The 24790-nt window shown below is 71.7% G+C and carries 18 protein-coding genes and 1 tRNA gene; 15 read left to right on the plus strand and 4 right to left on the minus strand.

Annotated elements, in window-relative coordinates:
* Positions 1 to 35 precede the first annotated feature (35 nt).
* From OG927_RS28065 to OG927_RS28115, 11 genes are all read left to right on the plus strand, one after another.
* Positions 36 to 1268 carry a Gfo/Idh/MocA family protein gene (locus tag OG927_RS28065; RefSeq protein WP_330320978.1) on the plus strand — a complete coding sequence of 411 codons (1233 nt, stop codon included), beginning with the start codon at positions 36 to 38 and terminating at the stop codon, positions 1266 to 1268.
* 12 nt (positions 1269 to 1280) lie between these two features.
* The gene (locus tag OG927_RS28070) at positions 1281 to 2285 is read left to right on the plus strand and encodes a sugar phosphate isomerase/epimerase family protein (protein ID WP_056792272.1); all 1005 of its coding nucleotides are present in this window, start codon (positions 1281 to 1283) and stop codon (positions 2283 to 2285) included.
* Between the two features lie 295 nt (positions 2286 to 2580).
* Positions 2581 to 6288 (plus strand): ThuA domain-containing protein, encoded by a 3708-nt coding sequence (locus tag OG927_RS28075; RefSeq protein ID WP_330320979.1) that lies wholly within the window; start codon positions 2581 to 2583, stop codon positions 6286 to 6288.
* Positions 6289 to 6379: 91 nt separating this feature from the next.
* Entirely contained in the window at positions 6380 to 7498 is a 1119-nt protein-coding gene (locus tag OG927_RS28080) for an inositol-3-phosphate synthase (protein WP_209469347.1), read from the plus strand.
* Positions 7495 to 8616, plus strand: coding sequence for an SCO3242 family prenyltransferase (locus tag OG927_RS28085; RefSeq protein WP_330320980.1), 1122 nt, complete (start codon positions 7495 to 7497; stop codon positions 8614 to 8616). Before OG927_RS28080 ends, OG927_RS28085 begins: the two co-directional genes overlap by 4 nt.
* The gene (locus OG927_RS28090) at positions 8613 to 9482 is read left to right on the plus strand and encodes a sugar phosphate isomerase/epimerase family protein (RefSeq protein ID WP_330320981.1); all 870 of its coding nucleotides are present in this window, start codon (positions 8613 to 8615) and stop codon (positions 9480 to 9482) included. The genes OG927_RS28085 and OG927_RS28090 overlap by 4 nt, the downstream gene beginning before the upstream one ends.
* Positions 9476 to 10099: an EboA domain-containing protein gene (locus OG927_RS28095; protein WP_209469344.1), complete on the plus strand. Its 624-nt coding sequence runs from the start codon at positions 9476 to 9478 to the stop codon at positions 10097 to 10099. Before OG927_RS28090 ends, OG927_RS28095 begins: the two co-directional genes overlap by 7 nt.
* Positions 10099 to 10947, plus strand: a complete 849-nt coding sequence (locus OG927_RS28100; protein ID WP_330320982.1) for a TatD family hydrolase — start codon at positions 10099 to 10101, stop codon at positions 10945 to 10947. The genes OG927_RS28095 and OG927_RS28100 overlap by 1 nt, the downstream gene beginning before the upstream one ends.
* 4 nt (positions 10948 to 10951) lie before the next feature.
* Positions 10952 to 12127, plus strand: a complete 1176-nt coding sequence (gene eboE, locus OG927_RS28105) for a metabolite traffic protein EboE (RefSeq protein WP_056792279.1) — start codon at positions 10952 to 10954, stop codon at positions 12125 to 12127.
* Positions 12124 to 13509 carry a nucleotide pyrophosphatase/phosphodiesterase family protein gene (locus OG927_RS28110; protein ID WP_209469341.1) on the plus strand — a complete coding sequence of 462 codons (1386 nt, stop codon included), beginning with the start codon at positions 12124 to 12126 and terminating at the stop codon, positions 13507 to 13509. The genes eboE and OG927_RS28110 overlap by 4 nt, the downstream gene beginning before the upstream one ends.
* A gap of 41 nt (positions 13510 to 13550) precedes the next feature.
* Entirely contained in the window at positions 13551 to 14618 is a 1068-nt protein-coding gene (locus OG927_RS28115; protein WP_124280599.1) for a sugar phosphate isomerase/epimerase family protein, read from the plus strand.
* A gap of 159 nt (positions 14619 to 14777) precedes the next feature.
* Here OG927_RS28115 and OG927_RS28120 read toward each other — a convergent pair whose 3' ends face one another.
* The gene (locus OG927_RS28120; protein WP_330320983.1) at positions 14778 to 16136 is read right to left on the minus strand and encodes a DUF2254 domain-containing protein; all 1359 of its coding nucleotides are present in this window, start codon (positions 16134 to 16136) and stop codon (positions 14778 to 14780) included.
* Positions 16137 to 16338: 202 nt separating this feature from the next.
* Between OG927_RS28120 and OG927_RS28125 the strand changes: the two genes are divergently transcribed.
* Positions 16339 to 16426: transfer RNA gene (locus OG927_RS28125), tRNA-Leu, on the plus strand.
* 113 nt (positions 16427 to 16539) lie between these two features.
* Here the strand turns inward: OG927_RS28125 and OG927_RS28130 are convergent.
* The 3 genes from OG927_RS28130 to OG927_RS28140 all read right to left on the minus strand — a co-directional run bounded on the left by OG927_RS28130 (position 16540) and on the right by OG927_RS28140 (position 19196).
* Positions 16540 to 18039, minus strand: coding sequence for a SulP family inorganic anion transporter (locus OG927_RS28130; RefSeq protein WP_330320984.1), 1500 nt, complete (start codon positions 18037 to 18039; stop codon positions 16540 to 16542).
* The gene (locus OG927_RS28135; RefSeq protein WP_056792283.1) at positions 18036 to 18626 is read right to left on the minus strand and encodes a carbonic anhydrase; all 591 of its coding nucleotides are present in this window, start codon (positions 18624 to 18626) and stop codon (positions 18036 to 18038) included. Before OG927_RS28135 ends, OG927_RS28130 begins: the two co-directional genes overlap by 4 nt.
* A gap of 150 nt (positions 18627 to 18776) precedes the next feature.
* A complete protein-coding gene (locus OG927_RS28140; RefSeq protein WP_056792284.1) occupies positions 18777 to 19196 on the minus strand; it encodes a hypothetical protein in 420 nt (139 codons plus the stop codon).
* A 1016-nt stretch (positions 19197 to 20212) separates the two neighbouring features.
* Between OG927_RS28140 and OG927_RS28145 the strand changes: the two genes are divergently transcribed.
* The 3 genes from OG927_RS28145 to OG927_RS28155 are packed head-to-tail and all read left to right on the plus strand — an operon-like array spanning position 20213 to position 24778.
* Positions 20213 to 21250, plus strand: coding sequence for a LacI family DNA-binding transcriptional regulator (locus OG927_RS28145; RefSeq protein WP_330320985.1), 1038 nt, complete (start codon positions 20213 to 20215; stop codon positions 21248 to 21250).
* Positions 21247 to 22821, plus strand: coding sequence for a sugar ABC transporter ATP-binding protein (locus OG927_RS28150; RefSeq protein WP_056792286.1), 1575 nt, complete (start codon positions 21247 to 21249; stop codon positions 22819 to 22821). Before OG927_RS28145 ends, OG927_RS28150 begins: the two co-directional genes overlap by 4 nt.
* Entirely contained in the window at positions 22811 to 24778 is a 1968-nt protein-coding gene (locus OG927_RS28155; protein ID WP_330320986.1) for an ABC transporter permease/substrate-binding protein, read from the plus strand. Before OG927_RS28150 ends, OG927_RS28155 begins: the two co-directional genes overlap by 11 nt.
* Positions 24779 to 24790 lie beyond the last annotated feature (12 nt).

Below are 24790 nucleotides of genomic sequence, written 5' to 3' on the forward strand. Positions count from 1 at the left end.
GCCGACACCGAACCACCGACGAGGAGGAAGCCCGCATGGCCCGTAGGGAAGAGACGGAGCAGGAGACCGAGGCCCCGCCGCCGGCACAGCAGCCGCCGGCGACGCTCGGGGTCGGCATGGTCGGGTACGCGTTCATGGGCGCCGCCCACTCCCAGGGGTGGCGCACGGCCGGACATGTCTTCGACCTGCCGATGAGACCCGCTCTCGCCGCCATCTGCGGACGCGACCGTGCGGCCGTCGAGACCGCCGCCGCCCGTCACGGCTGGGCGGCGGCGGAGACCGACTGGCGTGCCCTGATCGCCCGGGACGACGTGCAGCTGGTGGACATCTGCACCCCCGGCGACAGCCATGCGGAGATCGCGATCGCCGCACTGGAGGCCGGCAAGCACGTGCTGTGCGAGAAGCCGCTCGCCAACTCGGTCGCCGAGGCGGAGGCCATGGCGGACGCCGCCGAGCGGGCCGCGGCCCGCGGTCAGGTGGCGATCGTGGGCTTCAACTACCGCAAGGTGCCCGCCATCACGTACGCCCGCACACTGATCGCGGACGGCCGGCTGGGCCGGCTGCGGCACGTGCGGGCCACCTACCTCCAGGACTGGCTGGTCGACCCCGAGTCTCCGCTGACCTGGCGGCTCGAGCGCGAGCACGCCGGATCCGGTGCGCTGGGAGACCTCGGGGCGCACATCGTCGACCTCGCCCAGTACCTGGCCGGGGAACTGGTCGTCGGGGTGTCGGCGGTGACCGAGACGTTCGTCCGTGAACGGCCCGTCCTCACCGGGGCGCCGGCCGGCCTGTCGGGCGCCGCGGACGGGACGGCCCGGGGGGCGGTCACCGTCGACGACGCCGCCCTGTTCACCGGGCGGCTCGCCTCCGGCGCGCTGGCCTCCTTCGAGGCGACCCGGATGGCGGCCGGCCGCAAGAACGCCCTGCGCCTGGAGATCAACGGGGAGCTGGGGTCGATCGCCTTCGACCTGGAACGGCTCAACGAGCTGTCCTTCCACGACCACACCGAACCCGCGACCTCGGCCGGCTTCCGCCGGATCCTGGTCACGGAGCCCGAGCACCCCTACCTGGAGGCGTGGTGGCCGCCGGGCCACGCGCTGGGCTACGAGCACACGTTCGTCCACCAGGCCCGTGACGTGGTGCGCACCATCGCCGGAGGGACCGCGCCCGTTCCGTCGTTCGCCGACGGACTCCAGGTGCAGCGGGTGCTCGCCGCCGTCGAGGAGAGCGCCGCGAAGAACTCCGTCCACACCCCGGTCCCCTTCTAGGAGGTCCCGCGCATGCCCCGTCCGTTCACACTCTTCACCGGCCAGTGGGCCGACCTCCCGCTGGAGGAGGTCTGCCGGCACGCCCGGGACTTCGGTTACGACGGTCTCGAACTCGCCTGTTGGGGAGACCACTTCGAGGTCGACAAGGCCCTGGCGGATCCCGGCTACCTCGACGGGCGGCGGCAGCTGCTCGACAAGTACGGCCTCAAGTGCTGGGCGATCTCCAACCACCTGGTGGGCCAGGCGGTCTGCGACAACCCGATCGACGAACGCCACCAGGGCATCCTCCCCGGCCGGATCTGGGGCGACGGGGAGCCGGAAGGCGTACGCAGGCGTGCCGCGGAGGAGATCAAGAACACCGCGCGGGCGGCGGCCGCGTTCGGTGTGGACACCGTGATCGGCTTCACCGGGTCCTCGATCTGGCACCTGGTCGCCATGTTCCCGCCGGTCCCGCCGCACATGATCGAGCGCGGTTACGAGGACTTCGCGGACCGGTGGAACCCGATCCTGGACGTCTTCGACGCGGAGGGCGTGCGCTTCGCCCACGAGGTGCACCCGAGTGAGATCGCGTACGACTACTGGACCACGCACCGCGCCCTGGAGGCCGTCGGCCACCGGCCCGCGTTCGGGCTGAACTTCGACCCCAGCCACTTCGTGTGGCAGGACCTCGACCCGGTCGGATTCCTCTACGACTTCCGGGACCGGATCTACCACGTGGACTGCAAGGAGGCCCGGAAGCGCCTCGACGGCCGCAACGGCCGGCTCGGCTCCCACCTGCCGTGGGGCGACCCGCGGCGCGGCTGGGACTTCGTCTCGGCCGGGCACGGCGACGTGCCCTGGGAGGACGTGTTCCGGATGCTGCGGTCCATCGGGTACGAGGGGCCGGTCTCGGTGGAGTGGGAGGACGCGGGCATGGACCGGCTGACGGGAGCGCCGGAGGCGCTCACCTCGCTGAAGCGCTTCGACTTCGACCCGCCGAGCGCGTCGTTCGACGCGGCGTTCGGGGGAGGCGACTGAGGGTCCGGAGCTCCGCCCCCGGGACCCCTGCCCCTCGCCCGACCGGAGGGGCTCGACGTGCCGCGGGGCGGTTCGGCATGCCCGGAACCGGCTTTGTCCTGACCCGGGCAGAAGTTCGACCCAGCTCCTGCGCAAGGGCTTTCCGTACCGGACGAACACAGCTACCGTCCCCTACGTGTACACGACATGACTCGCGTCACCAGGGCCCCACAGCCCAGGTGACGGGCGCGGCAGTCCCCGCGCGGAAAGGCAGAACGCACCCGCCCGAACAACCGGCCCCATCCGGAGGACGCACGTGCACCGAAGCAGCAGACGGCTCCGCGCCCGAAAATCACTCGCCCTCTTCACCGGCGGACTGCTCGCCGCCGCCACCCTCACCCTCGGCTCCTCGCCCGCCACCGCCCACGACACGCCGGCGCACCCGCCCGCGCAGGACGCCGCCGAGGACTTCCAGCAGGTCACGCTCGCCAAGGGCGCCGCCGAGACCGGCGAACCCATGTCGCTGGCAGTGCTCCCCGACCGCAGCGTGCTCCACACCTCGCGCAACGGCGAGCTGCGGATCACCGACAGCGCGGGCAACACCCGCGTCTCCGGCACCCTCCCCGTCTACTCGCACGACGAGGAAGGGCTGCAGGGCGTCGGGATCGACCCCGACTTCGCCGAGAACCGGGCGATCTACCTCTACTACGCACCTCCGCTGGACACCCCGGCCGGTGATGCCCCGGAGACCGGCACCGCCGCCGACTTCGCGAAGTTCGACGGGGTGAACCGCCTCTCCCGCTTCGTGCTGAAGGCGGACGGCACCCTCGACAACGCCAGCGAGAAGAAGGTCCTCGACATCCCCGCCACCCGCGGGATCTGCTGCCACGTGGGCGGCGACATCGACTTCGACGCGCAGGGCAACCTGTACCTGTCGACGGGCGACGACTCCAACCCGTTCGCCTCCGACGGATTCACGCCGATCGACGAACGGCCGGACCGCAACCCGGCGTTCGACGCCCGCCGCACCTCCGGCAACACCAACGACCTCCGCGGCAAGATCCTCCGCATCAAGGTCGCCGACGACGGCTCGTACACCGTCCCGGAGGGCAACCTCTTCGCCCCGGGCACGGACAGGACGCGCCCCGAGGTCTACGCGATGGGCTTCCGCAACCCGTTCCGCTTCAGCGTCGACAAGGCCACCGGCAACCTCTACGTCGGTGACTACGGCCCCGACGCGGGTGCCGCCGACCCGAAGCGCGGACCGGCCGGACAGGTCGAGTTCGCCCGGGTGACGGAGCCCGGAAACTTCGGCTGGCCCTTCTGCACCGGTGACAACGACGCCTTCACCGACTACGACTTCGCGACGAAGACCTCCGGCGCCCCCTTCGACTGCGCCGCCCCGAAGAACGAGTCGCCGCACAACACCGGCCTGGTGGACCTGCCCCCGGCGCAGGCCGCCTGGATCCCGTACGACGGCGCGTCCGTGCCCGAGTTCGGCACCGGCTCCGAGTCCCCGATGGGCGGGCCCGTCTACCAGTACGACGCCGACCTCGACTCGCCGGTCAAATTCCCCGAGGAGTACGACGGGGACTTCTTCGCCGGTGAGTTCGGCCGGCAGTGGATCAAGCGCATCGAGCAGGACGGCGACGGCGCCGTCCAGTCCGTCAACGACATCCCGTGGTCCGGGACCCAGGTGATGGACATGGCCTTCGGGCCCGACGGGGCCCTCTACGTCCTGGACTACGGCCTCGCCTGGTTCGGCGGCGACGAGAACTCCGCGCTGTACCGCATCGAGAACGCCACGGGCGGACGCTCACCCATCGCCGAGGCCTCGTCCGACAAGACCTCCGGCGTCGCCCCGCTCAAGGTGAAGTTCTCCTCGGCCGGCACCACCGACGGGGACGGCGACGCCCTGACGTACGCCTGGGACTTCGGCGACGGCGGCAGGTCGACCGCCGCGAACCCCTCGTACACGTACAAGAAGAACGGCACGTACGTCGCCACCGTGACCGCGAAGGACCCGACGGGCCGCACAGGTTCGGCGAGCGTGCACGTGACGGTCGGGAACACCGCACCCACCGTCGTGCTGCAGGCCCCGAGCGACGGGCAGCAGTTCGAATTCGGGGACGAGGTGCCCTTCAAGGTCACCGTCACCGACCCCGAGGACGGCACCATCGACTGCACCCAGGTCGAGGTCAAGTTCACCCTGGGCCACGACAGCCACGGTCACGACATCACGACCGAGCACGGCTGCGAAGGCACCATCAAGACCGCGATGGAGGGCGGGCACGACCCGAACGCCAACATCTACGGCGGCATCTCCGCCACGTACACCGACGGCGGGGGCGGCGGCCAGGCCAAGCTGACCGGCCGCGACCAGGCACAGCTCCAGCCGCGCCACCGGCAGGCGGAGCACTACAGCGACTCCTCCGGCGTCACCACACCGAGCAAGACCAGTGCCCACGGCGGCCGGACCGTCGGTGACATCCACAACGACGACTGGATCTCCTTCACCCCGTACATCCTCGGCGGCACCACCAAGCTCACCGCCCGGACGTCCTCCGCGGGCGCGGGAGGCTTCCTGGAGGTGCGGACCGGGTCCGCCACCGGCAAGATCCTCGGCTCAGCGCCCGTACCGGTGACCGGCAGCTGGGACACGTTCCAGGACATCGACGTACCCCTGCGCGGAGCGCCGAAGAAGGCCACGGAGCTCTTCCTGGTCTTCAAGGGCGGCGACGGGGCGCTCTACGACGTCGACGACTTCGAGCTGTCCGACAGCCCGGTGGACCGGACCGCCAAGCGGGTCCTCGTCTTCTCCAAGACCGGCGGCTTCCGCCACGACTCGATCCCGACGGGCATCACCGCGCTGAAGGAACTGGGCAAGGACACCAACATCACCGTCGACTCCACCGAGACGGCCGCCCAGTTCACCACCAGCAACCTGGCCCGCTACGACGCCGTCGTCTTCCTCTCGACGACCGGTGACGTCCTCAACGGCGACCAGCAGAAGGCGTTCGAGAACTACGTGGCCACCGGAGGCGGCTACATGGGCGTCCACGCGGCCGCCGACACCGAGTACGAGTGGGAGTTCTACGGCGGACTCGTCGGCGCGTACTTCGACTCGCACCCGCAGATCCAGCCCGCGACCGTCCGCGTCGAGAACCACGACCACCCGGCGACCGCGCACCTGGACGAGGCCTGGGACCGTACCGACGAGTGGTACAACTACCGCACCAACCCGCGGGACAAGGCCCAGGTCCTGGCCACGCTGGACGAGACCAGCTACACCGGCGGCACCATGAAGGGCGATCACCCCATCGCCTGGTGCCAGACCTACCAGGGCGGGCGCTCCTTCTACACCGGCCTCGGCCACACCAAGGAGTCCTACGCCGAACCCGCCCTGCGCCAGCACCTGCTGGGCGGTCTGCGCTACGCGTCCGGGCAGGTCAAGGCCAACTGCAAGCCGGACACCGGCTACCGGTCGATCTTCAACGGGAAGACGCTCGACGGCTGGAAGCAGGCCGGCCCCGGAAAGTTCGCCGTCGCCGACGGTGAGCTGCGCTCCGAGGGCGGCATGGGCCTGCTGACCTACCAGGCCAAGGAGCTGAAGTCGTACTCGCTGAAGCTCGACTGGAAGATGGCGGGCGACGACAACTCCGGCATCTTCGTCGGCTACCCCGAGTCCGACGACCCCTGGTCGGCGGTCAACAAGGGCTACGAGATCCAGATCGACGCCACGGACGCGGCGGACCGCACCACCGGGGCCGTCTACACGTTCAAGTCGGCCAACATCAAGGCCCGCGACCAGGTCCTCAGGCCGCCCGGCCAGTGGAACAGCTACGAGATCAAGGTCCAGGGTGAACGGCTCCAGATCTTCCTCAACGGAGTGAAGATCAACGACTTCACCAACACCGACCCCGTCCGCAGCCTGAAGGACGGCTACATCGGCCTGCAGAACCACGGGGCCGACGACCAGGTGTCCTTCCGCAACATCCAGCTGAAGGAGCTGCCCTCCACATAGGGCGGCCACCTCTGCCGACGGTGGGCGGGGAAGCGCACCTTCCCCGCCCACCGTCCACCACCCCCTCTTCGTCCCCCCAGGGAGGCAGCCCGTGACCGCACATGCCGTTCGTACCGGAGTCTGGTTCATCGGAGCACGCGGCTCCGTCGCCACCACCGCCACCGCGGGGTGCGCCGCCATCGCGGCGGGCCTCCACCCGGCGACCGGCATGGTCACCGAGACACCGCCCTTCGCCGACAGCGGGCTACCGCCCCTGACCTCCCTCGTCTTCGGCGGCCACGACACCCTCGACTGCCCACTGCCCAAGCGTGCCGAGGCCCTGGCGGCCGGCGGAGTGCTCCCGCACGGGCTGCCCTCGGCCGTCCGGGCCGAACTCACCGCCGCCGACACCGAGATACGCCCGGGCGGCCCCCACCCCGGCGACACCCGCACCGACGAGGAGCTCGTCGCCGCGTTCGCCGCCGACCTCACCGACTTCGCCCGGCGCCACGACCTCGCCCGTACCGTCGTCATCAACGTCGCCTCGACCGAGCCCGCCCCCGCCGAGGACGACACCCGGCTGCCGGCCAGCTCCCTCTACGCGGCCGCCGCCCTCCGGGCCGGCTGCCCGTACGCCAACTTCACCCCCTCCACGGGCCTGCGCAGCCCGCGGCTCCAGGACGCCGTCGACACCTGCGGACTTCCCCACGCCGGACGCGACGGCAAGACGGGCCAGACGCTGCTCCGCTCCGTGCTCGCCCCCATGTTCGTCCAGCGCGCCCTGCCGGTACGGGCGTGGTCGGGCACGAACCTGCTGGGCGGGGGGGACGGAGCGGCGCTGGCCGACCCGGCCGCGGCCGCGGCCAAGAACGCGGGCAAGGAACGCGTACTCGCCGACACCCTCGGGGCCGCTCCGGAGGGAGAGGTCCACATCGACGACGTCCCGGCCATGGGGGACTGGAAGACCGCGTGGGACCACATCGCCTTCGACGGTTTCCTCGGTTCCCGCATGATCCTCCAGACGATCTGGCAGGGCTGCGACTCGGCACTGGCCGCCCCGCTGGTCCTGGACCTGGCGCGGCTGCTGGCGCGGGCCCACGAAGCCGGCCTCACGGGCCCGCGCCCCGAGCTCGGCTTCTACTTCAAGGACCCGGACGGAGGCCCGGCCGCACTGTCCGAGCAGTACGCCGAGCTGCTGGCCTTCGCCGGACAGCTCCGGGCCGCCCGGTGAGGCCGCCGCGGCTGCTCGCCGCCGTCGCGGGGGCACCGGCGCTGCTCGGTGCCCGTGCCGCCGCGCCCCCCAGCCGCCTGTCCGGTGCGGGCGGGACTGCGCCCGCACCGGACAGGCCCCGCACCCGGCACACGCTCCGCGCCTGGGCGGAGCTGCTGCGGGTGTCGGCGCTGTTCACCGTCCCCGGAGACGCACTGGCCGGGGCCGCCGCGATCGGCCGCCGCCCCGACCGCGGCACCGCCCTCGCGGTCGGCGCCTCCCTGTGCCTGTACGAGGCGGGGATGGCACTCAACGACTGGGCGGACCGCGAAGAGGACGCCGTCGACCGCCCCCACCGCCCGATCCCCTCCGGGCGGATCGCACCGGGCGAGGCACTGGCCGCGGCGGGCGCCCTCACCGCGGCCGGCCTGGCCCTGGCCGCCCGCGCCGGACGACCCGCGCTGGCGGTGGCATCGTCCCTCGCGGCCACGGTCTGGGCGTACGACCTGCACCTGAAGCACACGAAGGCGGGACCGGCGGCCATGGCGGCGGCCCGCACCCTGGACCTGCTGCTCGGCGCGACGGCGACCGCCGGGCAGGGGTACGCGCGCGGGCGCGACGGCACGCCCTCCATCCGGCAGCCCGCGGGATCCGCCCTCCGGGCACCCGACAGCGGAAACCCGGCCTCCACTTCCGGTTCCGCTTCCCCCCGCGCCGCGCTCCCCGCAGCGCTGCTGCTCGGCGCGCACACCTACGCCGTCACCTCCGTCTCCCGCCACGAGGCGCAGGGCGGTTCGACCGCGGCACCGCTCGCCGCTCTCGCCGCGACGACGGCGCTCGGCGCCGCCGTCGCGCACGAGCGACCGGGGGCGGCCCGCCGCGACCGCGGCACACCCGACCGGCTGCTCCTCACCGCCTTCGCCGGCGCCTACCTCCGCACCGCGGGGCCGCCCCTCCTCCACGCGGCCCTCAACCCGTCCCCGCCCCTCACCCAGCGCGCCGTCGGCGGGGGCATCCGCGCCATGATCCCGCTGCAGGCCGCGCTGGCCGCCCGGGCGGGGTCGTCCCTCGGCGGACTCGCCGTCATGGGGCTCGTCCCGCTCGCCCGCTCGCTCGCTCGGAAGGTGAGCCCCACATGACCCTGCGCCTCGGCTACGGCACCAACGGCCTGACCGACCTCCGCCTCGACGACGCCCTCGGGCTCCTCGCCGACCTGGGATACGACGGCGTCGGGCTGACCCTCGACCACATGCACCTCGACCCGCTCGCCCCCGACCTCGCCGCCCGCACCCGCCACGTGGCGCGCAGGCTCGACGGGCTGGGCCTCGGCGTCACCGTGGAGACCGGCGCCCGCTACGTCCTCGACCCGCGCCGCAAACACGGTCCCTCGCTCCTCGACCCGGACCCCGACGCCCGCGCGGCCCGCACCGCACTGCTCGTCCGCGCCGTCGGAATCGCCTCCGAGCTGGGTGCCCACGCCGTGCACTGCTTCAGCGGCGTCACCCCGCCCGGCACCACCACGGACACGGCCTGGCAGCGGCTGGCCGACGCTCTCGCCCCCGTACTGGACGCCGCCGCCCGCGCCGGGGTGCCCCTCGCGATCGAGCCCGAACCCGGCCACCTCCTCGCCAAGCTCGCCGACTTCCACCGTCTGCGCACGCTCCTCGGCGACCCGGAACCCCTCGGGCTCACCCTCGACATCGGGCACTGCCAGTGCCTGGAACCCGCCCCGCCCGCCGACTGCGTCAAGGACGCGGCGCCCTGGCTGCGGCACGTCCAGATCGAGGACATGCGACGCGGTGTGCACGAGCACCTGCCGTTCGGGGACGGCGAGATCGACTTCCCGCCCGTGCTCGAAGCCCTCGCCGCCACCGGATACACCGGACTCACCGTCGTCGAACTGCCCCGCCACTCCCACGCGGGCCCGGAACTGGCCCGCACGTCCATCGACTTCCTGCACGAAGCCGTCCGACGGACGGGGAAGGGAGCAGCCGCACCGTGCTGACCAGCCGCAAGGAACTCGACGACCGGCTCCGCGGAGCCGCCAGGGCCTGGCTCGACGAGGCGCTCGCCGAGGCCGCGCACGCCGCCGGCCACCCCGACTCCGACACCGGGAGCCCACCCTGGGAGCTGCGCTTCGCCTCCGCCGGCCGGCAGTGCGGGCTGGAGCACGCCGACTCGGTACGCGCACTCCTGCTGCTCGAAGCCAGGGCGGGGCTGCCTGCCGTGACCCGGCTCTACGAGCAGGGGACCGCCGCCGAACGGCGGGCCGTCCTGCTCACCCTGGACCGGCTGGACCTCGGCGCGACCGCTCTCCCGCTCGTCGAGGACGCCCTGCGCACCAACGACACCCGGCTGGTCTCCGCCGCCGTCGGACCGTACGCCGCGGCCCACCTCGACGCGCACGGGTGGCGGCACGCCGTGCTCAAGTGCCTGTTCACCGAGGTTCCCGTCGAGGCGGTCGCGGACCTCGGCCGCCGTGCCCGGGGTGACGCCGAACTCGCGCGCATGCTCGGTGACTTCGCGGCCGAGCGCACCGCGGCCGGCCGCGAGGTCCCCGCGGATCTGCGGACCGTCCTCGACCTGACGGCCCCCGCCCCCACGTCCAGGGAGGAATCCTGATGCGCATCTTCGACCCCCACATCCACATGACCTCCCGCACCACGGACGACTACCAGGCGATGTACGACGCGGGCGTCCGCGCCCTCGTCGAACCCTCCTTCTGGCTCGGGCAGCCGCGTACCTCGCCCGCCGCCTTCTTCGACTACTTCGACGCGCTCCTCGGCTGGGAGCCCTTCCGCGCCTCCCAGTACGGCATCGCCCACCACTGCACGATCGCCCTCAACCCCAAGGAGGCGAACGACCCCCGCTGCACGCCCGTCCTCGACGCGCTGCCCCGCTACCTCGTCAAGGACTCCGTCGTCGCCGTCGGAGAGATCGGCTACGACTCCATGACGCCGGCCGAGGACACCGCCCTCGCCGCCCAGCTCCAGCTCGCGGTGGAACACGGCCTGCCCGCGCTCGTCCACACCCCGCACCGCGACAAGCTCGCCGGCCTGCACCGCACCATCGACGTCGTCCGCGAGTCGGACCTGCGCCCCGAGTACGTCCTGCTCGACCACCTCAACGAGACGACCGTCAAGGACGCGCTGGACAGCGGCTGCTGGGCCGGCTTCTCCATCTACCCGGACACCAAGATGGACGAGGACCGCATGGTCACGATCCTCCGCACCTTCGGCACCGACCGGATCCTCGTCAACTCGGCCGCCGACTGGGGCAGGAGCGACCCGCTGAAGACCCGCAAGGTCGCCGACGCCATGCTGGAGGCCGGGTTCGACGAGGACGACGTCGACAAGGTGCTCTGGCGCAACCCCGTCGCCTTCTACGGGCAGAGCGGACGGCTCCAGCTCGACACCCCCGCCCCCGACGCCCTCCACGAGGGCAACTCCATCCTCCGCGGCGGGGAGTGACCCGATGCGCTTCCGCCACCCCGACGGATCCACCGTCCACCTCGCCTACTGCACCAACGTGCACCCGGCCGAGAACCTCGAAGGAGTCCGCGCCCAACTGCGCGACCACTGCGAGCCCGTACGCAAACGCCTCGGCAGGGACCGCATCGGCATCGGACTCTGGCTCGCCAGGGACGCCGCCCGCGCCCTGATCAACGACCCCGCCGCGCTGCGCTCCCTGCGCTCCGAGCTGGAGCACCGCGGCCTCGAAGTGGTCACCCTGAACGGTTTCCCGTACGAGGGATTCGGCGCCCAGGAGGTCAAGTACCGCGTCTACACCCCGGACTGGACCGACCCCGAGCGCCTCGCACACACCACCGATCTGGCCCGGCTCCTCGCGGCCCTGATGCCGGACGACGTCACCGAAGGCAGCATCTCCACCCTGCCGATCGCCTGGCGCACCCCGTACGCCGGCGACCCCACCGCGGCCGCCACCGCACGGAAGGCCCTGGTCACCCTCGCCCAGCGGCTCGACGCCCTCGCCGAACTGACCGGGAAGTCCATCAGGATCGGCCTCGAACCCGAACCGGGATGCACCGTGGAGACCACCGCGGACGCCATCGCACCCCTCACCGGAGTGGGCCACGACCGCATCGGCATCTGCATCGACACCTGCCACCTCGCCACCTCCTTCGAGGACCCGGACACCGCACTCGACGCCCTGCACACGGCCGGCGTCCCCGTCGCCAAGGCCCAGCTCTCCGCAGCGCTGCACGCGGAGCACCCCCACCTGCCGGAAGTGCGGGCCGCACTGGGCGCCTTCGCCGAGCCCCGCTTCCTGCACCAGACCCGCACCCTCACCGCGGCGGGCCTGCGCGGGACCGACGACCTCGACGAGGCCGTCTACGGCGGGGCGCTCCCCGACAGCGCCCCGTGGCGCTCCCACTTCCACGTACCCCTGCACGCGCCCCCCGCGCCCCCGCTCACCTCCACGCTGCCCGTACTCCGGTCCGTGCTGACCCGGCTCGTCGGCGGACCGGAGCCCCGCACCCGGCACCTGGAGGTCGAGACGTACACCTGGCAGGCGCTCCCGGCCGAGCTCCGTCCCCGCACCCGCTCCCAGCTCGCCGACGGCATCGCCGCCGAACTCACCCTCGCCCGGGACCTCCTGACGGACCTCGGGCTGAAGGAGCTCCCATGACGACCGGCACACCCACCCCGCTCCTCGTCCTCGACGTGGTCGGCCTCACCCCCCAGCTGCTGGAGCACATGCCCCATCTCCGGGCCATGGCGGGGGCCGGCGCACAGGCCCCCCTGACCACCGTCCTGCCCGCCGTCACCTGCGCCGCCCAGTCCACCTTCCTCACCGGCACCACCCCCTCCGAGCACGGCATCGTCGCCAACGGCTGGTACTTCCGCGAGCTCGGCGACGTGCTCCTGTGGCGCCAGCACAACGGACTCGTCGAGGGCGACAAGCTGTGGGACGCCGCCCGCCGCGCCCACCCCGGCTACACCGTCGCCAACATCTGCTGGTGGTACGCCATGGGCGCCGACACCGACTGGACCGTCACCCCCCGCCCCGTGTACTACGCCGACGGCCGCAAGGAACCCGACTGCTACACCCGGCCCCCCGCCCTGCACGACGAGCTGACCGACAAGCTCGGCACCTTCCCGCTCTTCCACTTCTGGGGCCCCGGCGCCGACCTCGTCTCCTCGCAGTGGATCATCGACGCGACCCGGCACATCCTCGCCACCCGCACCCCCGACCTGGCCCTGTGCTACCTCCCGCACCTCGACTACGACCTCCAGCGCTACGGCCCCGACGACCCCCGCTCCCACCGGGCCGCCACCGAGCTCGACCGGGCCGTGGCACCGCTCCTGGACGACGCCCGCGCCGAGGGCCGCACCGTCGTCGCCCTCTCCGAGTACGGCATCACCCGCGTCGACCGGCCCGTCGACATCAACCGCGCCCTGCGCCGCGCCGGGCTGCTGGAGGTGCACACCCAGGACGGCATGGAGTACCTCGACCCGATGGCCTCCCGGGCCTTCGCCGTCGCCGACCACCAGCTCGCCCACGTCTACGTACGCCGCCCCGAGGACCTGGAGGCGACCCGGGAGGCCCTCGCGGACCTGCCCGGCATCGAGCAGCTCCTCGACGACGAGGGCAAGAAGGCCCACCACCTGGACCACCCCCGCTCCGGGGAGCTGGTGGCCGTCGCGGAGAAGGACGCCTGGTTCACGTACTACTACTGGCTCGACGACACACGCGCACCCGACTTCGCCCAGCTCGTCGAGATCCACCGCAAGCCCGGCTACGACCCCGTCGAGCTCTTCATGGACCCCCAGGACCCCTACGTCCGGGTCCGGGCCGCCTCCGCGGTGGCCCGCAAGAAGCTCGGGATGCGCTACCGCATGGCGGTCGTCCCCCTGGACCCCTCACCCATTCGCGGCAGCCACGGCCGCCTCCCCGAGAGCGACGACGAAGGTCCGCTCATCCTCTGCTCCGCCCCCCACGCGTTCACCGGCCGCGTCCAGGCCACCGAAGTGAAGTCCCTGCTCCTCCAGCTCGCGGGACTGCACTGACCGTCCGCCCGCCCGCACACCCACACAGGAGGCACCTGATCATGAGCCGCACCCCGAAGGACTCCGAACTCGCGAGCAGACTCAGCCGCCGCAACGTCCTGGGCGTCGCCGCCGGAGCCACGGCGGCCACCCTCATCGGCGCCGCGACCGCCCAGGCCGCGGGCAATCCGGGCCAGGGCCACGGGCATGGGCACGGCCACGGCCACGGCAAGGGCCGTGCCGTCCTGCCCCCCGGCCGCCTCGGCATCCAGCTCTACAGCCTCCGCGACAAGGTCTCCACCCTCGGATTCGCCCCCGTCTTCGCCGAACTGGAGAAGTACGGCTACGACGAGATCGAGTTCGCCGGATACACCCAGGGCTCGGCCGGAGCCATCACCCTGGCCCAGCTCAAGAAGCTGGCCAAGGACCACGGCCTGAACCCCATCGGCAGCCACGTCGGCTACTACGACGACAACAACCCCGGCGCCTACACCTTCGCCCAGAACCTCACCAAGGTGCTGGACGAGGCCCAGGCCCTCGGCCTCAAGCACATAGGCACCGCCTCCGGACCGTTCCGCTACGGCTCCACCGTGGACGGCTGGAAGCGTGCCGCCGAGGACTTCAACACCTACGGTGCCGCGGCCCGCAAGCGCGGCATGAAGTTCTACCAGCACAACCACGCGGAGGAGTTCTCCTTCGCCACGGACAAGCCGGGCGTGCGCCTCTACGACGTCCTGCTCGCCGAGACCGACCCGGACCTCGTCTACCTGGAGATGGACATCTACTGGGCGTTCGCCGCCCAGTTCCGCTTCGGGAAGAAGGCCGACGGCACCCCCGCCCCCTTCAACCCCGTCGACTACGTCCTCAAGCAGCCCGACCGCTACCCCCTGTTCCACGTCAAGGACGGCATCAGGGACGACACGGCCCGTGACGGCTACCGCATGTCGGACGTCGGTGACGGCGACATCGACTACAAGACGTTCCTGAGCCGCGTCACCGAGCGCACCCACCGCGGCCGCAGCTACCACCACTGGCAGACCGAGCACGACAACCCGGCCGAGTCCTTCGCCTTCGCCCGCAAGTCCAGCGAGCACCTGCACTCGCTGCGGTCGGGCCGCTGCGGCGACTGATGTCCGTCCGCAGCGCGATACGGGGTCCCGGGCCTCCTCCGGGTCCCCGTATCGCTGTTCACGTCCGTGCCGTCAGTCCGCCTGCCCGCCCACCGCGACCGGGCGGGCCGGATTGCCGCCCCCGGGCCGGCCGGCTGGTGCAGGAACCGGCCGGAGGCGTCAGTTGATCCCCTGACGGTCCGGGTGCAGCGCGAACGCCCGCCCGGCCGCCTCGGGCACCGTGCGCTCTACCGCCTCCACCAGGAGCGCACGGTGCCTGATCAGTGGCTTCCTCCGTTCGTCGGCCGCGAGCAGCAGCAGATCGTCGAGTCCGGCCAGCAACCGGCGGGTCACCTGGGGGTGGCCGACCGCGCACCCCCGGATCTCCTCGAAGCCCAGATCCACCAGATCCGTCCACCCGGGCACCTCCTGCACGAGCCGCGGCGCACCCCGCCGGTCCCGGTGGTGCATCGGTCCGAGCGGCAGGTGCACGGCGACGGAGAGGAACTGCACGATCCGGTCGAGACACTGCACCGCGGTGGTCGGATCGTTCACGGACGACGACAAAGCCCGCAGCGCGATGTCCGACAACTGCCGCAGCCCGAACGCCGGATCCTGCCGCAGGCCGCGCTCGACCCCGACATCGACGGTGTACCTCAGCGCGTACGGCGCGGGTACGCCTCCGCCGTGCACAGCCAGCACCGCTGTCCCCGGCAGCAGGAAGTCCCCGATCCGCGGGATCAGCCGCAGCACGACCCCCTGCCGGCGCGCGGCGCGCACCAACCGCGCCACGTTCACGCTGCGCAGCACCCCCGCGCGCCCCCGGTGGGTGACCCGCGCCGTCTCCGCGGCGAGCGGCGCACGGCCGGAGGGCTCCTCACCGGGCTGCTGCCCGAGCGCGCGGAAGGACTCCCGGGCGATGTGGTCGAGGACGGGCCCGACCTGCATCAGCCGCAGGGTGGAGGAGACGTAGGCGATGAACAGCAGCAGGCTCAGGCCGACCATGCCGAGCGTCAGCACGCTCTGCAGGAGCGGCACGGAGGTCACCCGGCGCGGATCCGGCTCGGCCCCGCCCTCGTACGAGGACAGCACCAGCAACGAGAACGCGAACGTCGCCAGGAACACCGTCAGCGTCAGCTTGCTGATCCGGCTCCGTACGAAGATCCGCACCACGCGGGGGGTGAGTTGCCCGCTCGCCATCTGCACCGCCACCAGCGAGATGCTGAAGACGACACCGATGAACGTCATCATCGCCGAGCTGACCGTCGTGACGATCGTCCGGGCGTCCACGACGATCGCGATCAGGTCCCCCAGCTCCGCGTACGCCTGTTCCGCCTGCAGATGGGCGACGATCCTCGTGTCGATCTCGGCGATGGCCCACCACAGCACGAAGGCGCACAGCAGCCCCACGGTCGGCGCGAACCAGAACGTGTCACGCAACCCCTCGCGCAGGGGGGCCAGGGCGTGGGGCGGCCGGAGGGCTCGGTCACTCGTGCCGCTGGTCCCGCTCGTGCCGTCAGTGCCGCCGCTGCCGCTCATGCCCGCGAAGGTAGCCTCCGGCCACGGAGCGCGCACGGCACGCCACGGAACGTGCGTGCGGCGGGTCCCGGCAGGGGCGATGGTCCGCCCGGATGCGTCCGCACCGCACTGACCACCGGAAACGCAGGTGAGAGCCACCCCAAACCCCTGGTATTGTTTTCTTTGTCGCCACGGGGAACACCCCGTGAACGGCAGACACCTTGTCCGGGTGGCGGAATGGCAGACGCGCTAGCTTGAGGTGCTAGTGCCCTTTATCGGGCGTGGGGGTTCAAGTCCCCCCTCGGACACCAGCAGGAACCCCACTCCGGTGGGGTTCTTTTGCGTTTCAGGGGTGGTCGGCGGGGGCCGAGGACTTGAGGAGCCCCGACCACGGGCCGGGGCTCGTGGTCGGGGCTCCCCGGCGTCAGCCGGAGGTGGAGCTCGCGGGCGCCGGTTCGGTCAGCTGTACGGGTTCGGTGCCGGGGGAGCTGTGCCGTGAGGCCCAGTTCTCCAGTGCCGTGCGGCACGCGTGGTCCCGGTGGTGCAGCCCGGAGAGGTCCAGCTCGATGGGCCGGTCCTGGGGCAGGGCCTCCAGGCTGTCGAGTATTTTCGGCAGTTGCAGGAACGTGGCGTTGCCGGACAGCCGGGCGCGGACGGGACCCACGCCCGTGTCGACGACGTCCAGCTTGACGTGCGAGGCGTCCCAGGCCGTCTTGGCCACCGACAGGGCCAGCCCGATCAGTACACCCTCGAACATGTTCACGGTGACGATCGCGATGGCCGTGACCATCAGGATCAGGGCCTCACCGCGGTGCCGGTGCCACAGCGTCGCGAGGGTGTGCAGCGGGATCAGCTTCCAGCCCGCGTGGATGAGGATCCCGGCCAGGGCCGGCAGCGGGACGAGCCCGAGGACCGAAGGCAGCAGTGCCGCGAAGAGCAGCAACCACACCCCGTGCAGGACCCGGGAGGCCTTCGTCCTCGCCCCTGCCCGGACATTGGCGGAGCTCCGCACGATGACCGCGGTCATCGGCAGTGCCCCGAGCAGCCCGCACGCGGCGTTGCCCGCACCCTGGGCCATCAGCTCCTTGTCGTACTCGGTGCGCGGTCCGTCGTGGAGCCGGTCGACCGCGGCCGCGCTGAACAGGCTCTCTGCGGAGGCGATCAGGGTGAAGGCGAGGACGGTCCCGATCACGCTCAGGCTCGCGAGCCTGCCGAGGCTGTCGAGCCCGGGGAACTGGATGGCACCGAGCAGGCCCTGCACCTCGACCGTGGCGACCGGCAGGCTGAACACCGAGGTCGCGAGCGTGGCCAGCACGACGGCGGCGAGCGCGCCCGGCACGGCACGCACTCGGGCCGGTGTGCGCTTCCACAGCACCACCACGGCGATCGTCGCGGCGCCGACCGCGAGTGACACGAGGGCGGCGCTGTCGGTGACGGCCCCGGCCAGGGCTCCGGGGAGCCCGGCCACCTTGCCCGCGCCGGAGACCGGCGCCTTCAGGCCCGCCGCGGTGTAGAGCTGTCCGGCGATGAGTACGAGCCCGATGCCGGCGAGCATGCCCTCGACGACCGACACGGAGATCGCCCGGAACCAGCGCCCCAGCTTCAGGGCGCCCATGGCGAGCTGAAGCAGCCCGGCGGTCAGCACGATCACTCCGAGCGTGGCCAGGCCGAAGGCCTGGACGGCCTCGAAGACCAGCACGGTCAGACCGGCGGCCGGACCGGAGACCTGCAGACTGCTCCCGCGCATCATGCCGGTGAGGAGGCCGCCGACGATGCCCGTGACCAGCCCCAGTTCCGCCGGGACGCCGGAGGCCACGGCGACCCCCACGCACAGCGGAAGGGCGACGAGGAACACGACGATCGAGGCGGCGAGGTCCTGCCGCAGATGAGGAAGGGCGACTTTGCCGCCCAGGCCCGCCCTCACAGCGCCCGGAACGTGTCGGAGTGCACGTCGTGGGCCTGCACGGCTCCCGTGTGCACCTCGTAGAACCACCCGTGCAGGTGCACGAGGCCCGCTGTCAGACGGGCCTCGACGCACGGATAGGAGCGCAGGCGCAGCAGCTGTGCCAGCACGTGGTTCTTGACGGCCTCGGCGACGGTGGGGTCCTGAGCCTCCCCTTCGGGCCGGGCGGCGGCGTGGGCGAACCAGTCGCGCACGGCCGGGACGGCGGTCAGGTCGTCATCACGCACCAGCGCGGTGACGGCGCCGCAGTGGGAGTGGCCGCAGACGACGATGTCCGTCACTCCGAGCACCTCCACCGCGTATTCGATGGTGGCGGCCTCGCCCGTGGGCCGGGCGCCGGCATAAGGGGGGACGATGTTGCCCGCGGTGCGCAGCTCGAAGAGCTCACCGGGGCGGGCGCCGGTGATGAGGGCGGGGACGACCCGGGAGTCCGAGCAGGTGATGAACAGGACCTGCGGGGCCTGGCCGTGGGCCAGCCGGGCGAACTCCTCAGGGCGCGCGGTCGACTGCTCGCGGAAGGATCGGGCGTGATCGATGAGGGGTTGCATGCGTGTGGTTCCTCCTGGCGCGCCGTCGGCGGCGCGTCGGTGTACGAGCGGGAGCGGAGGCGTTGCGGGCACGACGGCATGGCCCCACGTCGACGCACCCGGAGGTGCGAAGCGTGCGGGCGGGGCCGGTGGTGCGCGCCGAGGATCGGCTCAGCAGCGGAACACCTGAAGTGCGGCAGGAGTGGGAGGGGCCGACGGTCTCGATCTGCTGTGCGCGCCGCTCAGCGCGACGGGCGCCGACAACGGGCGCCGGCCCGCGGCGTCGTCCGCCACGATGCACCGGACGAGCGTCTCGGTCGCGGAGCCGGCCGCGGCACGGTGGTGGCGGTCGCGGTTGCGGAGGAGGCCGCTGGCCTCTCCGTCGTGGACCGTGCCGCTGCACGGCGCGTAGACCCGTACGGCGTGGTGGAGGACGGCAGCGGGGGGAGGTGAGTCCGCGCGCCGGTCCGGCGCCTCGAGCGCCTCGGCGCTGTGCGCGGACGGGAAGAGCGTGGCGGGGACGGGAGATTCCAGAGCCAGCAGCAGGGCGGTCAGGATCGTGAGCACGAACCGGGCCGTCGCATCTCGCACCTCGCCCTCCTTTCCGTACTTCGTCTGCGCCCTTATCGAAGCTAACAGGCGAAAAGGCCCGCCGAGTTAACCTCGTGTGAAGAGTCTGAAAGTCACACTGGAATGGGAGAAATTGGCGTGCTGAAGACCATGGGGCGGAAGTACGTCCATTGACGTGCTTTTCCGGCCCGCTCGTGCCGAGTGCTGCGGAGTCCGTCCGGTCCCGTCGTCCATTCCCGTACGGCCAGGTCATCCCTGCTGCTCACCCTCGTACCCATTCGTCCTGATGGTCACTCCGTGTTCGAATAAATAGGGTCTGTGATTCGTACGCCGGCGCAGTACCGGGAAGTGGGAATCGTGGCGGGAATTCCCGGGCGCCCGGGTGAAGTCCGCGCCGGGTGCGGTGAGTCGCAAGGCAGTTCGCCGCCGATGCGGATATTCGGGGTGGGTATCAGGACAGAGATATTCAGACACGTGTCTCTTCGCTTGCGGGGGTCGGTGGGGAGTCTCCCCGGAATGCACCCCTGAACGAGCCCCGGCGCGCACCCCCTCGCTACGGCGCACCGGCAGCAACGGCGGGGGTCGCGGACATGCCCGGGCACCAGGCGGTGACCCTTCTGACGGCACCCGGTCGGGCGGTGACCTCCCGACCGGGTGCCGCGGACCCGTGTGTCAGGTCTCGCCGGGCCGCGGACCCGTGTGTCACGTGCCGCTGGGCTGCGGACCCGCCTGCCGTGTGCGGTCTGCCGTGGGTCCGCCTGCCGTCCGCAGTCGGGCTGCGGGCCCGCCTGTCAGGTGGTGCCCAGCGGTGGCCCCGCCCCCGGGTGGCACCGAACTGTGGCCCCGCCCACGGATGACGACGGCCGGTGGCCCGCAGGAGAACGCCCGCGTCGGCCACCGCGTCACGATCCGGTCTCGGAGCATGGGGAGGGCCTTGCTTTCAGCCATGTAATCGTTTCCAATCATCCGTGTAATCGATTCCACGGCGCAGTCCGCTGGATCGAGGCTCACGGAAACCACAAGGAGGTGGTCCGGAAATGGCGAGCATCAAGGATGTCGCGGCCCAGGCAGGAGTCTCTGTCGCCACGGTCTCCCGCGTCCTCAACAGCCATCCCTCCGTCAGCCCGGACGCGCGCAGCCGCGTCCTCGCGGCCGTCGACGCCCTCGGCTACCGGCCCAACGCCGTGGCCCGCTCGCTGCGCACCGACCAGACCCGCACCCTCGGCCTGGTCATCAGCGACGTACTCAACCCGTACTTCACCGCGCTCGCCCGCTCCGTCGAGGAGGAGGCCCGCGCACTCGGCTACAGCGTGATCATCGGCAACGCCGACGAGCGGCCCGAGCAGCAGGACCACCACGTCCGCACCCTGCTGGACCGCAGGATCGACGGCCTCCTGGTCTCACCCGCCGACGGTGAATCCCCGCTGCTGCACGAGGTGGCGCGCACCGGCACCCCGATGGTCTTCGTGGACCGCTGGATGCCGGGCGTGGACGTACCCGTCGTACGCGCCGACGGCCACCGGGCGATCCAGGACCTGGTCGCCCACCTGCACGCCCTCGGCCACCGCAGGCTCGCCATCATCGCGGGCCCCGCCGCCACCACCACGGGCGACGAGCGGGTCGAGGCCTTCCGCGAAGCGATGCGCACCCACGGACTCGCCCTGCCCGACGCCTACATCGGCCAGGGCGACTTCCAGGCGGACAGCGGACGGCGTGTCACCGAGCACTTCCTGTCGCTCCCCGAACCGCCCGAGATCGTGTTCGCCGCCGACAACCTGATGGCGCTCGGCGCGCTGGACGCCATCCGGGCACACGGCCTGCGCGTCCCCGAGGACATCGGCATCGCGGCCTTCGACGACATCCCGTGGTTCGTCCACACCGGACCGCCGATCACCGCGATCGCCCAGCCGACCGGCGACCTCGGCCGAGCCGCCGTGCGCGCGCTGGTCGACGTCATCGAGGGCCGCCCCCCGCAGTCCGTCACCCTGCCCGCCCGTCTGGTCGTCCGCAGCTCCTGCGGCGAGCCGGCCGGCGGACCCCCATCGAACCGTTCGGACCGGAGGAGCGGCTTGTGAGCGAGTCAGTCGAGTTGCTGCGCATCGAAGGCGTACGCAAGACCTTCCCCGGCGTGGTCGCCCTGGACAGCGTCGACTTCGACCTGCGCAGCGGTGAAGTGCACGTCCTGCTCGGCGAGAACGGGGCCGGCAAGAGCACCCTCATCAAGATGCTCTCCGGTGCCTACCGCCCGGACAGCGGCCGGATCTTCGCCCACGGGCAGGAGGTCCGCATCCACGGCGCCCAGGACGCCGAGAAGCTCGGGATCGCCACGATCTACCAGGAGTTCAACCTGGTACCCGATCTCACCGTCGCCGAGAACATCTTCCTCGGACGCCAGCCGCGCCGCCTCGGCATGATCGACCGACGGCGCATGGAAGCCGACGCCGAGGTGCTCCTGCGCCGTGTCGGCCTGCACGTCTCACCCCGGGTCAAGGTGCGTGAACTGGGCATCGCCCGACTGCAGATGGTCGAGATCGCCAAGGCGCTCAGCCTGGAGGCACGCGTCCTGATCATGGACGAGCCGACCGCCGTCCTCACCTCCGGGGAGGTCGACAAGCTCTTCCGGATCGTGCGGCAGCTGCGCGAGGACGGCGTCGGCATCGTCTTCATCACCCACCACCTCGACGAGATCGCCGCGCTCGGCGACCGCGTCACCGTCCTGCGCGACGGCCGCAGCATCGACCAGGTGCCCGCGTCCACTCCCGAGGCGGAGCTCGTCCAGCTGATGGTGGGCCGCAGCATCGACCAGCAGTATCCCCGCGAACGCCCTGAGACGGGCGAGGCGTTGCTCTCCGTGCGCGGACTCACCCGCGACGGGGTGTTCCACGACATCAGCTTCGAGGTGCGGGCCGGTGAGGTCGTCGGTCTCGCCGGCCTCGTCGGCGCGGGCCGCACCGAGGTCGCCCGGGCCGTCTTCGGCGCGGACCCCTACGACGCCGGGACCGTCGACGTGCTCGGCGAGCGGCTCGCCAAGCACGACGTGACCGCCGCCATGGGCGCCGGCATCGGCCTCGTCCCCGAGGACCGCAAGGGACAGGGGCTGGTCCTGGACGCGTCCGTGCAGGAGAACCTCGGCCTCGTCACCCTGCGTTCCGCGACCCGCTCCGGCCTCGTGGACCTCAAGGGGCAGCGCACGGCCGCCGCGAGGATCGCCGGACAGCTGGGCGTACGCATGGCCGGCCTCGGCCAGCACGTCCGTACGCTCTCCGGCGGCAACCAGCAGAAGGTCGTCATCGGCAAGTGGCTGCTCGCGGACACCCGCGTGCTGATCCTCGACGAGCCGACCCGAGGGATCGACGTCGGCGCCAAGGTCGAGATCTACCAGCTCATCAACGAGCTGACGGCCTCCGGCCACGCGGTCCTGATGATCTCCAGCGACCTGCCCGAGGTCCTCGGCATGAGCGACCGGGTGATCGTCATGGCCCAGGGGCGCGTCGCCGGTGAACTACCCGCCCACGAAGCCACCCAGGACGCCGTGATGGCCCTCGCCGTCAGCGCCGCCGTCACACCCACACCCACCCCCACCCCCACCTCCGCGACGGACGCGGGGAACGCAGTGAACGAAGAGGAGGGCCCCCGTGGCCACTGACACGCTTCCGAGCAAGACGGGCGCGGGCGGCACCGCGAAGAACACGGTCCGCCGCCTCCTGCTCGACAACGGCGCCCTCAGCGCACTGGTCGTCCTGCTGGTGGCGATGTCGCTGCTCTCCGGTGACTTCCTCACCACACAGAACCTGCTGAACGTGGGTGTGCAGGCCGCCGTCACCGCAATCCTCGCGTTCGGCGTCACCTTCGTCATCGTGTCCGCGGGCATCGACCTCTCCGTCGGCTCGGTCGCCGCGCTCTCCGCGACGGTCATCGCCTGGGCGGCGACGTCCGAGGGGGTCCCCGTCTGGCTGGCCGTCGTCCTCGGCCTCGCCACCGGCCTCGCCTGCGGATTCATCAACGGTGCCCTCGTCGCGTACGGGAAGCTGCCCTCGTTCATCGCGACGCTGGCCATGCTCTCCGTCGCCCGCGGACTGTCCCTGGTGATCTCCCAGGGCCAGCCGATCCCCTTCCCCGACTCCGTCTCCGTGCTCGGCGACAACCTCGGCGGCTGGCTCCCCGTCCCGGTCCTCGTGATGATCGCGATGGGTCTGCTCACCGCGCTCGTCCTGACCCGCACCTACATCGGCCGCTCCATGTACGCCATCGGCGGCAACGAGGAAGCGGCGCGGCTCTCCGGCCTGCGCGTCAAGAAGCAGAAGCTGGTCATCTACGCCCTGGCCGGCCTCTTCGCCGCCGTCGCGGGCATCGTCCTCGCCTCCCGCCTCGTCTCCGCCCAGCCGCAGGCGGCACAGGGATACGAACTCGACGCGATCGCGGCGGTCGTCATCGGCGGCGCCAGCCTCGCGGGCGGCGTCGGCAAGGCGTCCGGCACCCTGATCGGCGCGCTCATCCTCGCCGTGCTGCGCAACGGCCTGAACCTCCTGTCCGTGTCCGCGTTCTGGCAGCAGGTCGTCATCGGCGTCGTCATCGCCCTCGCGGTGCTGCTGGACACCCTGCGCCGCAAGGCCGGATCGGGTGCCGCCTCCGCCTCCGGTTCCTCCGCCGCACCGGGAGCTCCCGGATCCGGCCGCAAGGGAGCGATGAAGGCCGGTCTCGCGCTGGTCTGCGTGGCCGCGGTCATCGCCGCCGTCACGTTCTTCAACTCCGGTTCCTCCGGCGGCACCACCAAGGTGGGCATGTCGCTCTCCACCCTCAACAACCCCTTCTTCGTCCAGATGAAGGAAGGCGCGCAGGCCGAGGCGAAGAAGGCAGGGATCGACCTCACCGTCACCGACGCCCAGAACGACGCCGCGCAGCAGGCCAACCAACTGCAGAACTTCACCAGTTCCGGGGTGAACTCCATCATCGTCAACCCGGTGGACTCCGACGCCGTCGGGCCCGGGGTCAGCAGCGCCAACAAGGCCGACATCCCGGTGGTCGCAGCGGACCGCGGTGTCAACGGGGCGAAGACCGCGACGCTCGTCGCCTCCGACAACGTGGCGGGCGGCAAGCTCGCCGCCGAGGCGCTCGCCGACAAGCTCGGCGGCAAGGGCAGCATCGTCGTCCTCCAGGGCACTGCCGGCACCTCCGCCAGCCGTGAGCGCGGCGCCGGCTTCGCCGAAGGCATCAAGGCCTACCCGGGCATCAAGGTCGTCGCCACCCAGCCGGCGGACTTCGACCGGACCAAGGGGCTGGACGTCATGACCAACCTGCTGCAGTCCAACCCCGGCATCACCGGTGTCTTCGCCGAGAACGACGAAATGGCGCTCGGCGCCACGAAGGCACTCGGCAGCAAGGCCGGAACGTCGGTCTCGGTCGTCGGCTTCGACGGCACGCCGGACGGCCTGAAGGCGGTCGAGGCGGGCACCCTGTACGCGTCCGTCGCCCAGCAGCCGAAGGAACTGGGCAGGATCGCCGTACAGAACGCGGTCAGGGCCGCCGACGACGAGAAGATCGACGGCATGGTGAAGGTGCCGGTCAAGGTCGTCACCCAGAAGAACGTCGCCGACTTCTCCTGACCCGCAGGCCCA

The organism is Streptomyces clavifer (assembly GCF_036345975.1).
GTDB classification, from domain to species: domain Bacteria; phylum Actinomycetota; class Actinomycetes; order Streptomycetales; family Streptomycetaceae; genus Streptomyces; species Streptomyces clavifer.